The 12,623-nt window shown below is 67.9% G+C and carries 10 protein-coding genes; 4 read left to right on the forward strand and 6 right to left on the reverse strand.

Annotated features, from left to right (window positions below):
* Positions 1–87: 87 nt before the first annotated feature.
* Complete coding sequence (locus H623_RS0106930) at positions 88–1,014, reverse strand: nucleoside hydrolase (RefSeq protein WP_211217977.1); 927 nt, start codon at positions 1,012–1,014, stop codon at positions 88–90.
* On the opposite strand from H623_RS0106930, the gene H623_RS0106935 reads away from it, so the two are divergent.
* The gene (locus tag H623_RS0106935; RefSeq protein ID WP_169514903.1) at positions 1,004–2,194 is read left to right on the forward strand and encodes a LacI family DNA-binding transcriptional regulator; all 1,191 of its coding nucleotides are present in this window, start codon (positions 1,004–1,006) and stop codon (positions 2,192–2,194) included. The genes H623_RS0106930 and H623_RS0106935 overlap by 11 nt on opposite strands.
* A gap of 73 nt (positions 2,195–2,267) precedes the next feature.
* Here the strand turns inward: H623_RS0106935 and H623_RS0106940 are convergent, their stop codons facing one another.
* From H623_RS0106940 to H623_RS18400, 4 genes are read right to left on the reverse strand one after another with little or no spacing between them, the layout of a single operon-like run.
* A complete protein-coding gene (locus H623_RS0106940) occupies positions 2,268–3,125 on the reverse strand; it encodes an ABC transporter permease (RefSeq protein ID WP_022900218.1) in 858 nt (285 codons plus the stop codon).
* Positions 3,122–4,060, reverse strand: a complete 939-nt coding sequence (locus H623_RS0106945) for an ABC transporter permease (RefSeq protein ID WP_022900219.1) — start codon at positions 4,058–4,060, stop codon at positions 3,122–3,124. The genes H623_RS0106940 and H623_RS0106945 overlap by 4 nt, the downstream gene beginning before the upstream one ends.
* Positions 4,057–5,277, reverse strand: coding sequence for a polyamine ABC transporter substrate-binding protein (locus tag H623_RS0106950; RefSeq protein ID WP_033371382.1), 1,221 nt, complete (start codon positions 5,275–5,277; stop codon positions 4,057–4,059). The genes H623_RS0106945 and H623_RS0106950 overlap by 4 nt, the downstream gene beginning before the upstream one ends.
* An 8-nt stretch (positions 5,278–5,285) precedes the next feature.
* Positions 5,286–6,512, reverse strand: coding sequence for an ABC transporter ATP-binding protein (locus H623_RS18400; protein ID WP_022900221.1), 1,227 nt, complete (start codon positions 6,510–6,512; stop codon positions 5,286–5,288).
* A gap of 454 nt (positions 6,513–6,966) precedes the next feature.
* Between H623_RS18400 and H623_RS22035 the strand changes: the two genes are divergently transcribed.
* Together H623_RS22035 and H623_RS0106965 are read left to right on the forward strand one after the other, a co-directional pair.
* Positions 6,967–9,339, forward strand: a complete 2,373-nt coding sequence (locus H623_RS22035; RefSeq protein ID WP_245558926.1) for a prolyl oligopeptidase family serine peptidase — start codon at positions 6,967–6,969, stop codon at positions 9,337–9,339.
* A 78-nt stretch (positions 9,340–9,417) separates the two neighbouring features.
* A complete protein-coding gene (locus H623_RS0106965) occupies positions 9,418–9,939 on the forward strand; it encodes a hypothetical protein (RefSeq protein WP_022900223.1) in 522 nt (173 codons plus the stop codon).
* Between the two features lie 136 nt (positions 9,940–10,075).
* On the opposite strand, the gene H623_RS0106970 is transcribed toward H623_RS0106965, so the two are convergent.
* Entirely contained in the window at positions 10,076–11,107 is a 1,032-nt protein-coding gene (locus tag H623_RS0106970; RefSeq protein ID WP_022900224.1) for a ribokinase, read from the reverse strand.
* A gap of 271 nt (positions 11,108–11,378) precedes the next feature.
* Between H623_RS0106970 and H623_RS0106975 the strand changes: the two genes are divergently transcribed.
* Complete coding sequence (locus tag H623_RS0106975; protein ID WP_022900225.1) at positions 11,379–12,563, forward strand: MarP family serine protease; 1,185 nt, start codon at positions 11,379–11,381, stop codon at positions 12,561–12,563.
* Positions 12,564–12,623: the final 60 nt, after the last annotated feature.

The following is a 12,623-nucleotide window of genomic DNA, read 5'->3' on the forward strand; positions in this document are numbered from 1 at the left end:
CGAGGTGAGACATCGGGTCGGGTTCTTGGTGTGTCCACGCGACGCGGGTGACGCCGTGGGACACCTGAGTGCGTGTCCGCCCGCCCGTCAGCGCAGGTGGGCGATCGCGTCGACGATGAGGTCCCAGTACCGATCGACGTTCAGCCGGATCGGTACCGTGACATTGTTCGGCTGGCCGAGCATGTCGTGGATGTCGATGCAGGTGGCGCCGGCCGTGTAGGTTCCGTTCACCTCGACGTCGATGTGGCTCTCGATGCTCTCCACGACGTTCGGATCGGCCAGCAGCGCCACCGTGATCGGATCGTGCAACGGTCCGTCGGACATTCCCTCCGCTGCCTCGTACGTGGAGTTGAAGAACCTGAGCAGCTGCACCCCGAATGCTGAAGTCTGGTTGCCGATCGCAGCGATGCGTTCGATCACGTCCTGTGTGATCAGCGCTTGGTGAGTGATGTTGAGGCCGACCATCGTGAAGGGGATGCCCGACTTCACTACGATGTCGATCGCCTCCGGATCGACCCAGGCGTTGAACTCCGCGTAGGCCGTCATGTTGCCGCGGGTCGTCGAGCCGCCCATCCACACGATCCGCTCGACCTTCGGCAGCACCTCGGGATGCTCCTGGATCAGCTGCCCGATGTTGGTCAGCGGACCGGTGGGGACCAGCGTGACCGTCTCGGTCGAGGAATTCAGCGTGTCGACGATGAGTTCGATCGCAGTACGAGGGTCCAGCGGCGTCGTCGGCTCGGGTAGTTCGACTCCCCCCAACGCGTTGTCACCGTGGATGTGAGGTGCCGTACGCAGCTTCCGAGTAAGAGGTCCTGCCGCGCCGGCGGCGATCGGAACACCTGCGATGGCCGCCACGGTCGTCGCGACGCGCGCGTTCAGCGTCGTGTGCTCGAGACTGCCGTTTCCGGCGACCGTCGTGATCGCTCGAAGGTCGATGTCGGGGTTGCCCGCGGCCAACCAGATGGCAAGGACGTCGTCGTGTCCCGGGTCGCAGTCAATGATGATCGGCACCGCCATGAGTCTCTCCTCTGAGTCGCAGGTCGCGGAATCGTTTCCGCAATCGAAGTGCGAAATCGATTACACAATTTTGTTTCTCGGATGTCAACCCTCACGCGAGAATGCACGAAAAACGCAGCTATTATGGGAGTGGAGCGCGAGGAGATTGATGGAAACGTTACCGCAAGCCATAAAGCTGCACGATGTCGCTGAGGCGGCTGGAGTCTCCATTGCCACTGCTTCTCGCGCCCTCGGGGGCAAGAAGAGGGTCTCTCGCGAGACCGCCAAGATCGTGCTGGAAGCCGCCGAGCGGCTCGGCTATCGCGTGGATCCGATCGCTCGCGCCCTACGTGAGGGATCCACGCGCACTGTGGGCATGGTTGTTCCTATCATCGGCAATCCGCACTTTGCTGAGCTCATCGCCGCGATCGAAGACGAGTTGCAGGCCTTCGGCCTGGAACTGATCATCTCCGACTCCCATGCCGAGGTGCAGCAGCAGGCGAAGCGACTCCGTACTCTCGTTGACCGTCGCGTCGACGGAATCCTGCTCGTCTCGCACGACGCTAAGAAGTCGGTTCCAGCCATCCGTGAGTCGATGCGCGCCGCACCAGTCGTGCAGATCGACCGCAAGGTGAATGGCGTCAAGTGCGACTTCGTGGGCATCGACGACGACCCTGCGATGCGTCTCATCCTCGATCACCTTGTCGAGCAAGGAGTCCATAGAGTCGTTCTGACGTCAGCCGACGACCTCAACTCCGTCGGCCGCGCGCGCCGTGAGGCCTTCGAGCGGCATGTTTCTGAGCTTGGCCTCACTTCGGACCCGCACATCATCGACAACTTCAGCGTCGAAGCAGGGCGCGATGCGGCTGATGAGCTCCTTCGTCGCGGAGATCTTCCCGATGCGATCGTCGCCGGGTCCGACATGAATGCGGTCGGTGTCATCGCGCGTCTCCGGGAGCGGGGGGTCGACGTCCCGGATCAGGTTCTCGTGACCGGATTTGATGGCACGCAATTGTCTGAGATCTATAACCCGCCCATCACCACGGTGCGACAGCCTGTCGGATCACTGGCACGGAACGCCGTCGCCTTTCTGCTTTCTCGGATCGCCGATCCCACCGAGCCTGCACGCGACAGCCGCATCGCCACTGAACTCGTGGTACGTGCATCGACGGATGGAAGAGCGCTCAAGAGCTAGCTACGCAAGGGATTGGTGGCTATCGAGCGTGACTCCGCCCATCTACCCGCCTAGCTTCGCCTGGTGCAAACGCTCATCGCGCTGCCCGCCCGCGCCTCGTCACCACGGCGTTCAGCAGGGCGATCAGCAGCGCGACCAAGAAGATGATCGTGCCGAAGCAGAGCACCTGCGGCGGCAGACCGACCTTCGCGGCGCCGTATACGAACAGCGGGAACGTCACCGTCGGTCCGGCGACGAAGCTCGTGATCACATAGTCGTCGATCGACATCGCCAGCGCGAGTGCGGCACCGGCGAGCATGCCCGGCAGCAGCAGCGGCAGCGTCACGCGGGAGAACGCCGTGAGCGGGTTCGCGCCGAGGTCGCCGGCGGCCTCCTCGAGCACATGCCCCATGCCCGACAGCCGCGCTCGGATCACGACCACGACGTAGGCGATGCAGAACGTGACGTGCACGAGAAGGATGGTCAGGTATCCCAGGGGCACGCCGGCCGAGAGGAAGAACGACAGGGATGCCGCGCCGACAACGATGGACGGGGCCGCGATGTCTGCGAAAACGACCGCACTCAGCGGGCCGCGCAGTGCGAAGCGGTGGCGCTCCAGCGCCATGGCCAGTGGGACGCCCACGGCGATCGAGATGATCGCCGCCAGCACGGCGATCTCGATGGAGACCAAGAACGACTGTCCCAGTCCGCTGACCTGAGTGAGGTTCGCGTACCAGTAGAACGTGAAGCCGTGCCACTGGAAGGTGATGCGGTTGGTGGGCGTGTTGTTGAAGCTGTAGATGATCATCACGAGGATCGGGATCAGCGTGATGCCGATGACGACCCAGTAGATGATCGGCAGCAGCGGCCGTTTGCGATCCCGGCGCTCGCCGATCGGCTCCCCGACCGGCTGAGCGGTGGTGACGGGCTCGGTTTCGAGTACGGCGGTCATACCAGGTCCTCGATGTTGTCGGTGCCGACGATGCGGGCGTAGGCGAAGAGGATGATGCCGAGCACGATCATGAGGATGGTCGAGAGCGCGGCGGCCACGTTGTATTGCTGGTTGGTGAGGTAGGCATCCTGGATCGCCTGGCCGATCACATAGGTGTGCGTGCCGCCGAGCAGCGACGCGTTCACGGGGTCGCCCGCGCAATCGATGAACACGAGCAGCACACCGGCGAAGATGCCCGACCGCGTGAGCGGCAGGATCGTGCGCATGAACGTGTTCGTCTTGTTGCCGTACAGATCGGCGGATGCCTCGATCAGCCGAGGATCGATGCGCTCCAGAGCCACGTAGATCGGCAGCACCATGAACGCGAGATCGTTGTAGGCGAGTCCGCCGATCACGGCACCGGCCGTCCCGAGGATGTGGAAGTCCTTGCTCGCCAGGTGCAGGTCGCGCAGCACCGTGAGCACCGGGCCTTGGTCGGAGAGCACGAACGCCCACATGTCGGTGCGGATCACGAAGGAGACGAAGAAGCTCAGCGTGACCAGGAGGAGCAGCGCGTTCTTCCATCGTCGGGAGACGCGGAACGCGATGAAGTAGGCGAGCGGGAAGCCGACGATGATCGTCACGATCGTGGCGGATGCCGCGTACACCAGGCCGCGGATGAGGAACGTGACGTAGGGGACATCCGAGTTCACGAAGATGTCGGAGTACACGCTCCAGTTCCACGTGAACGTGTAGCCGTCTTGCGGGTTGCCGCTCATCAGCGAGACGGCGAGCCCCGAGATCAGCGGGATCACGAAGAGGATGAGGAGCCACGCCATGCCGACAAGGCCGAGCAGGTAGGGCGTGCTGTGCCGCTTGAGGTTGCGCCGGAAGCCGCCTTCCTTGAAGTCGAGCGGTGCGCGTCCCAGCGGCGCGGTCTGCACGACGGCGGTCATGACTGGATCACAGGGTTGAACACCTTGTTCCACTCCTCGTACTCGTCGTAGTTCTTGAAGACGTAGAAGTCGTGCGACTTCTTGTCGGTGGCGGCATCGGGGAACACGAGCGGGCTGTTGGCCACGTCGGGATCCTTCAGGGTGTGGAGGATGTAATCCTTCGCGTCGGGAACGGGGCACACGTAGTTCACCCAGTCCTCGACCATGCCCGCGATCTCGGGGGTGTAGTAGAAGTTCATCCACGACAGGGCCGAGAGCGGGTTCTGCGCCTGCATCGGGATCATCATGTTGTCGTGCCAGATCATCTGGCCCTCTTCGGGGATGACGAACTTGAGGTGCTTGTTGCCACCGGCGATCGCCTGGAAGATGTCGCCCGACCATGCCTGCGAGACCCACGTGTCACCGTTGGAGAGCCGGTCGATGTAGCTCTGGTCGTAGTAGCCCGACACCAGCGGCCGTTGCTTCTTCAGCCAGGCCGCCGCCTTGCGCCAGTCGGAGGGAGTGGAGGTGGTCGGGTTGACGCCGATGGCGAGCAGTCCGGCGCTGCCGAGCTCCGTGTTGTCGTTCATCATGCCGATGTGGCCCTTGAACACCGGATCGAGCAGGTCCTGGAAGCTCGTCACCGGCTTCGGCGCCAGCTTCTCGTTGTAGGCCAGTCCTGTGAACCCGGTCTGCCAGACCACGGAGTGCTTGTTCTTCGGGTCGTACGGCGGGTTCTTGACGTTCTCGGCCCCGTACTTCGCGAAGTTCGGCAGGCGCGAGTGGTCGAGCTCCATCACGAAGCCGTTGACGATCATCTCGGTGAGCTCCCAGCCGTTCGTCATCACGACGATGTCGTAGCCGGTGTCCTCATGCGCCCGCAGCTCCGGTGCGACGGCAGCGTAGAAGGGAGCGTTGTTCTGGATGACCTGCTGATAGTTCACGGCGATGCCGGTCTTCTTCGTGAAGGCCTCGAGCGACGGGTACTTGCCGTGCGACTGATCGATGTACAGCGGCCAGTTCGCGAAGTTCAGCTTCTTGGTCGGCTTCTGCTTCGCCCAGAACGCGTTCCAGTCCACCTTCTGCTGCGCCTGGCTCGAGACCGATCCTTGAATGCTGCAGCCTGCGAGGCTCGCCGCGACCGCCGCCATGCTGACACCGCCGAGCATGCCCTGCAGCATCGTGCGCCGCGAGATGCGTCGCCGGGTGAGGCCGCGCAGCAGGGCCGGGTCGGGCATCCGGTCGTTCACCGGGACACCTCGGATGCCCGCGACGATGCAGCAGGCTCGCTCGCCGCCTGCTCCTCGGCCTTCTCCACGGCCACGGGAGTCGGCTCGGGGGAGGGCGCGAGCACGAACGCGTGCGAGGCATCCCAGGTCAGGACGACCTCCTCGCCGGGGCGAGCGCGCGACGAATCGGCGAGGTTCTGCGCGAACGCCTTGAGCACGCCGCCCCATGGAGCCGTGACCTCATACTCGGTGCTGGCGCCGAGGTAGGTGGCGGTGACGACCCGGCCGCGCACGGAGTTGACGGTCCCGGTGGGCGTGGTGGAGATATCCGCTCGGGTCACCACGAACTTCTCGGGGCGGATGCCCACCCGCGCGCCCGCAGGCAGCCTCACCTGTGCGGACTCGACGGCCAGCGGTGTCCCGTCGGGCAGCCGTAGTCCGTCGGCCCCGGATTCCGGAGCGATGACGTTGCACGTTCCGAGGAACTCCGCGACGAAGCGGGTTGCCGGCCGGTCGTACACGCGGTCGGGCGTTCCGATGTCTTCGGTGCGGCCGGCGTTCATCACGGCGAGCCGGTCGGCCATCGACATGGCCTCGTTCTGGTCGTGCGTCACGTAGAGGAAGGTGATGCCGACCTCGCGCTGGATGCGCTTGAGCTCCAGCTGCATCGACTTGCGGATCTTGGCGTCGAGCGCGCCCATCGGCTCGTCCAGCAGCAGCACCTTGGGCTCGTTGACCAGCGAGCGGGCGAGCGCAACGCGCTGCTGCTGGCCTCCGGAAAGCTGAAGGGGACGGCGTTTGCCGTAGCCGGCCAGGCCGACCATCTCGAGGTGGCGCTCGACCTTGTCGCGGATCTCGGCCGATGGCACCTTGCGGCGCCGCAGACCGAAGGCCACGTTGTCGAACACCGTGAGGTGCGGGAAGAGCGCGTACGACTGGAACACCGTGTTCACGTCGCGCTTGTACGGCGGCAGCATGGTCACCTCGCGGCCGTCCAGGTAGATGTGGCCGAGACTCGGCAGCTCGAAGCCACCGACCATGCGCAGCGTGGTCGTCTTGCCGCAGCCGGAAGGACCGAGCAGAGCGAAGAACTCGCCCTGAGCGAGCTGCAGGTCGATGTCGTCGACGGCGATCGAGTCGCCGAAGCGTTTGGTCACGTGCCGGATCGCAATGGCCGGCTTCTCGGTCCCGGTGGACGCGTCGGGTAGGGCGGCCGCTGCGCCCTCGCTCGCCAGGGTCGTCATGGGTTCTCCTTCGAAACGCACGGTCGCCCGGGCCGATGATCACACTGGCGCGTCTCACCCGTTCTTCTGCTTCGCCCTGACGATTTGTGTCATTCTCCCAACTCGCCCTGTGGCCCGTCACGGCATTTCGGTCGCGAATAGATATCGACTTCGGGCATTTCGTCCGGGGTACCGCGCCTCCTGTCGCCGGCGCGTCGCGGCCTGAGCGTCGCGAGGTCCCCCGCGGAGCGGCGTTCTGTGCAAGACGGCGTCGGCGGCCGAGGGCCGAGGCGGGCGTTCCACCGTTCATAACTCAGGACGCGCCGGGCGCGACCTCGGCCGGTCCCGCGGTTCTCCGTGGTTCTGGGCCCGGCGCGCTCGGGGACGACCATCGCGGCCTGAGTTATGAACGGCCGGGTGAAGTGATCCCGGCTGAGATCGCCCGCGCTTGGGCTGACCGCATAGCCTGATCGGCATGAACGAGCCGGATCCGCCCATATCCGATAACGCTGCGGGTGCCGAGCCGCACGTGGTCTCCTCCGGCAGAGATGCTCCCGGCAGGGATGCTCCCGACAGGCGTGCTGCGGGCATGCGTGCTGCGGGCACAGGTGGTGCGGTCACCGGCGCCACGCCCGCCGTCGCTCCCTACGGCGAGTGGGTATCGCCGATCAGTGCACGGGATGCGGCACTGGCCGGCGGCTCTGTCGGCTCGCCGGCGTTCGTCGGCGACGACGTGTGGTGGCTCGAGCTCGTGCCCGAGGAGGCCGGCCGCATGAGCGTGCGGCGGCGCGCGCAGGGCGGCGTGGAAGACATCCTGCCCGCGCCGTGGAACGCACGCAGCCGTGTGCACGAGTACGGAGGCGGTTCGTGGGTCGCCGTCGACGGCGACCTCGTGTTCGTCGAGTTCAGCGATCAGCGCCTGTATCGGATGCCCGTGGGCGGCGAGCCGCGCCCGCTGACGCCGGCAGACGGCGGCTTCCGCTTCGGTGGCCTGACGCTGCACCGCGGCGCGGACGGAATCGACCACGTGCTCGCCGTGCGCGAGACGCATCACGGCGACGGGCCGAGCGAGCTGAGCCGCGACATCGTGCTCGTGCCGCTCGACGGGTCGGCGGCCGACGACTCCGAGCGCATCGTCTCCGTCGTCGCAGGGTCGTGGTTCCTGGCGCAGCCGGCGTATTCGCCCGACGGCTCCCGCCTCGCCTGGATCGCCTGGGACCACCCGAACATGCCGTGGGACGGCACCGAGCTGCGGGTGGGCGACGTGGATGCCGCGGGTGGCGTCACGTGGTGGCGTCGCGTTCTCGGCGGTCCGGCCGAGTCCGTGATGCAGCCGGCCTGGTCGGCGGACGGCGAGCTGTACGCGGTGAGCGACCGCACCGGGTGGTGGAACCTGTACCGAGTGCCGATCGGAGAGGGGGCGGCCGGCGCCGGCCCAATCGCGGCGGTCGGCCCGAGCGCGGCGGCCGACTCCGACGCGGTGGCGGACTCCGATGCGGCGGCAGGGCTGTACTGTGCGGCGCCGAGCGGTGAGCCCATCGCAGTGACGGCGCTCGAGCAAGACCTGGGCGGCCCGATGTGGACTCTCTCGAACGGGTCGTACCTCGTCGCGAGCGACGGATCGATCCTGGCCGTCGCCACTCGCGGCACTGACCGGCTGTTACGGATCGACCCCGGCCGCCCCTCTGCGGGTTCCGGAAGTGATGCTCCGGCCGCACCGGGAGCATCCATCACCGAGCTCGCCACACCGTTCGCCGCGATCAGTCTGTGCGGGGAGCGCGACGGGACGGTGCTGGTGGTGGCGGGGAGTGCGGCGGCGGCCACGGGCATCCGGCTTCTGAAGCACGATGACGGCACGGAGGACCGGGACGCGGACGAGCGGGACGCGGACGAGCGGGGCGCAGACGCCGACCGCGCGGACTCGTCGCGTCGTGAAGCGAACCGCAGCGGAGACATCCCCAGTGAAGGATTCCGGGCCGAAGACATCCGCGTGCAGGGCGGTCGACTCCCCGACGCCGGCTACCTTCCGGATGCCGAGCTCATGGCATTCCAGGGGCCGGAGCGTGACGTGCACGCGATCGTCTACCGGCCGAAGAACCGCGATTTCGTCGCGCCGGCGGGGGAGCGCCCGCCGTTCCTCGCCCTGGTGCACGGCGGGCCCACCTCGCTCGCGCGCCCGCAGCTCGACCTCGCGATCGCCTACTGGACCAGCCGAGGCATCGGCGTCGTGGACGTGAACTACGGCGGTTCGACCGGCTACGGGCGCGAGTACCGGGAACGGTTGCGCGGACAGTGGGGCGTCGTCGACGTCGAAGACACGATCGCAGCCGCGCTAGGACTCGCGGATGCCGGCGTCGCCGACCCCGAGCGCCTCCTGATCCGAGGCGGATCAGCCGGTGGCTGGACCGTGCTCTCGGCGCTCACGGGCTCCGACGCGTTCGCCGCGGGCACCTCGTACTTCGGCGTGGCCGAGCTCACCGAGTTCGCGAAGGAGACCCACGACTTCGAGTCCCGCTATCTGGACTCGCTCATCGGGCCGCTCCCGGAGGCATCCGCCCTGTACGAGTCGCGCGCGCCGCTGAACAACGTCGCCTCGCTGGCGACGCCCGTGCTGCTCCTGCAGGGCCTCGACGACCCGATCGTCCCGCCGTCGCAGGCGCACAGGTTCATCGAGGCGCTGGCATCCAAGGGGATTCCGCACGCCTACAAGTTCTACGAGGGGGAGTCGCACGGGTTCCGCCGGGTCGAGACGAAGGTCGACTCGCTCGAGCGCGAGCTCGGGTTCTACGGCGCGGTGCTGGGCTTCACGCCGCCAGGCGTGCCTCACGTGGAACTGCGGCGGTCGTAGGGTCCGGAATGCACGCCGCGAGGCGGGTCGCACGCGAATTCCCTTGCCGCCGGGCCGAGCGCGGATAGATTCGTTCCTGTGGGGATCGGCCTCGTGTACGTCGTGTCCGCGCTGCTGGGCGCGCTGCTCGGCGGCCTCATCTCGTTCGCCGTCGCGGCGCGGAGTTCGCGGCGCGACCGGCGCGCCCGTTACGGCGAGTCACTTCTGCACACGCTGAGTTCGGCCGAGCAGCGGCTCGCCGCCGTCTACGAGCCGGATGCCCGGGGCGCGTTGCGCAAGCCCGTCACGCTTCGAGACGAGGCCGTCGCCGTCTGGTCCCGAACGGAGCTCGCATCGTCGCTCGAATCAGGCTCGGGTCGCCGCGCGATGCAGGCGTGGGGCGAGCAGTTGTTCGAGGTGCTGTCGCTGGGGGCCGAGAATCACGCGCAGGTGGGCTGGCTCATTCAGCGGCTCGACCTCGCCGTGTACATCACGATCGCGTGGACGGCCGGCTACGCCTCGGGGAGCGATTTCGCGCGGCCGGCGTCGGAGGTCGCGATGATGTTCGGTCCGAGCGTTCACGAAGACGAAAAGCCCGATTACGGTCGCCGGCCGACCTGACGCCTCCGGACGAAGGTGCTCGCTGGCCCGACCGACGGCGACGATCGTCTGACCGATCGCAGCGGGCCCGACGGGTCGGCGACGGTGGGCTGCAGGCCCGCTGCTGGAATGACCTGGCGTCGGGGCCGTCGCGGTCTCAGCCGTGCGACGCCAGCAGCCGATCGATCGCGGATGCCGTCGGCAGCGAACCGCGAGCACCCTCGCCGAGCGTGGCGATCGCGCCGCCCGCCACCGCACGACGTGCGGCATCGACGAGGTCGACGCCCTGCGCGAGGGATGCCGCCAGCACGCCGATGAACGCGTCTCCCGCTCCTGTCGTGTCGATCGGCTGCACGCGCGGTGCGGGGAGCTCATGCCGTTCGTCGCCGCGGAGCAGTGTCGCGCCTCGGGCACCGCGCGTGAGCAGTACCGCCGGGCCGGTGTGGTGCGCATCGGCACGTCGTGCCGCGGCAGCGGGCGCACCGGAAGCGGCCGCACCGCGCTCGGCGGCAGGAGGCGCAACGACTTCTGCGACGGGCTCCATCCCGAGGGCAGCCGCCTCGCGTTCGTTCGGCACGATCACATCGACCGCCGCGAGAAGCTCCGGTGGGAGCGGCTCCGTGGGCGCCGGCGCCGGATTGAGCACCACGGTCCAGCCCCGCCGACGCGCCGCAATGGCCGCGCCTGTCACCGTTTCGAGAGGGATCTCCAGGCAGAGCACGACGATCGCGGCGGTGCTGTCGGCCGGCCGGACGCCGGTGGTGTTCGACGTGGCGAACGTGTCGAACCCCGCGTCCACGTCGTGCGGCGAGAGCCGCGCGTTCGCGCCGGCCACCACGGTGATGGCGTTCTCGCCGCGTGCGTCGACCTGGATGAGCGCGACGCCCGTCGGGGCGTCGGCGGAGGCGACGTGCGTCGTGTCGACGCCGCAGGCATCCAAAGCGCTCACGGCGTCACGTCCGTAGGCGTCGTCGCCGACCCGCGCCACCATGACCACGTGCGCGCCCGCGCTCGCCGCGGCACAGGCCTGATTCGCGCCCTTGCCGCCCTGCCCGGTGCTGAACGCCGAGCCGGCGATCGTCTCACCGGGTCGCACGATCGTCGGCGCCGTCACGACCAGGTCGGCGTTGATCGAGCCCACGACGATGACAGTCGCGTCCCTATCGGATACGTCATTACCGGATGCCACGTCCCGAGCCTAGAGAGCCCGGCGGTCGGATGCACCGCGCGCTCTGCAAGCGCTCGCGGTCAGCACCGCCGTGAAAACAGCAGGATCCGCCTTACCGAGCCGAAAACAGCACGATGTGTGCTGTGACGAAGCACGCCTGCTGTTCTCACCGCGGCGGCTCGTCCAGGTTGCGCAGCGGCCCCAGCACGCTGCAGCACGACCACAGCCCTACGCCAGCGCGGCCGCGGCCCTACCCCAGCACCCCCACAGCAAAGACGGCGAAGGTAGACGGGTGGAGGTCTCGGTCGACATCGTGCTCGCGCTCGCCGCCGTCGCGGCGATCGTGATCGGCTGGCGGCGCGGCGCGCTCGTCACCGCGTTCTCGATGGTCGGCCTCATCGCGGGCCTCTGGATCGGCCTCCTGCTCGCCCCCGCCATGGTCGGCTGGGCGATGCCGCAGGGTCACGGCAGCACGATCTCCCGCACCGTGCTCGCCGCAGCGGTCGTGCTCGTCTGCGGCGCGGTGCTCTACGGCCTGGCGTCCACGCTCGGCACTCTGTTGCGGGGGCGGATCGGTCGCAAGGGCGCCTTGAACAAGGTGGACGCCGCGGGCGGCTCGCTGGTGGGGCTCATCGCGTGGGCCGCCGTGGTGTGGCTGGTCGCGGGGTTCGTGCAGACGTCGTCGTTGTATCCCGCGTCGCAGCTGGCGTCGTCATCGCGCATCGTGTCGGTGCTCGACCGTCTCGCGCCCGTGGCGCCGTCCACCGCCCTCGGTGCGCTCGACGACGCACTCGCCGGGGCCGGACTGCCCGAGGTGTTCTCGGGCGAGGAGACCATTCCGGATGCCGCGGCCCCCGACCCGACGATCCCCGCAGCAGTGAAGGCCGAGTCGGAGAGCGTCGTGAAGATCGAGGCGATCCAGGTCAGCTGTTCGATGGAGTCCAGTGGCAGCGGCTGGGTCGAGGCCAACGGCGTCGTCGTGACGAACGCGCACGTCGTGGCGGGCTCCTCCACGGTCGCCGTCGTACAGGATGGCCGCAGCTACACGGCGACGGTCGTCGGCTTCGACGCCCAGCGCGACGTCGCGGTGCTGCGCGTACCGGATCTGAACGCGCCCGCGCTCGCGCGAGGACCGTCCCTCGGCGCAGGCGATCCTGCGGTGGTCGCGGGGTACCCCGGTGGCGGCGCATATACCCTCGGCTCCGCCCGGGTGCGCGCCGAACTGAGCGCGGTCGGCACCGACATCTACCAGCGCAACACGGTGGTGCGGCAGGTGTACTCCCTCCGCGCCACGGTGCGTCCGGGGAACTCCGGCGGCCCTCTGTTCGACGACAGCGGCGAGGTGGTCGGAATGGTCTTCGCTCGCTCGACCACGAGTTCCGACACCGGTTACGCGCTGACCCTCGATGAGGTCAGCCCGCTGCTGACGAAGGTCGGCACGACGCCCGTGGCGACCGGCGTCTGCACGTCGGACTGAGCGCCGGGCCACTGCTCGAGGATCTGCTGCAGCTCGGAACGAACGAGGGGCCGGGCGGGA

Source organism: Humibacter albus DSM 18994, from assembly GCF_000421825.1.
In the GTDB taxonomy this organism is placed as follows: Bacteria; Actinomycetota; Actinomycetes; order Actinomycetales; family Microbacteriaceae; genus Humibacter; species Humibacter albus.

What these genes read in the sequence shown, in the direction of transcription:
- H623_RS0106935 (WP_169514903.1), top strand. Translation starts at nt 1,004, where the DNA reads ATGATCGGCACCGCCATGAGTCTCTCCTCTGAGTCGCAGGTCGCGGAA.
- H623_RS0106940 (WP_022900218.1), bottom strand. Translation starts at nt 3,125, where the DNA reads ATGACCGCCGTACTCGAAACCGAGCCCGTCACCACCGCTCAGCCGGTC.
- H623_RS0106945 (WP_022900219.1), bottom strand. Translation starts at nt 4,060, where the DNA reads ATGACCGCCGTCGTGCAGACCGCGCCGCTGGGACGCGCACCGCTCGAC.
- H623_RS0106950 (WP_033371382.1), bottom strand. Translation starts at nt 5,277, where the DNA reads ATGCCCGACCCGGCCCTGCTGCGCGGCCTCACCCGGCGACGCATCTCG.
- H623_RS18400 (WP_022900221.1), bottom strand. Translation starts at nt 6,512, where the DNA reads ATGACGACCCTGGCGAGCGAGGGCGCAGCGGCCGCCCTACCCGACGCG.
- H623_RS22035 (WP_245558926.1), top strand. Translation starts at nt 6,967, where the DNA reads ATGAACGAGCCGGATCCGCCCATATCCGATAACGCTGCGGGTGCCGAG.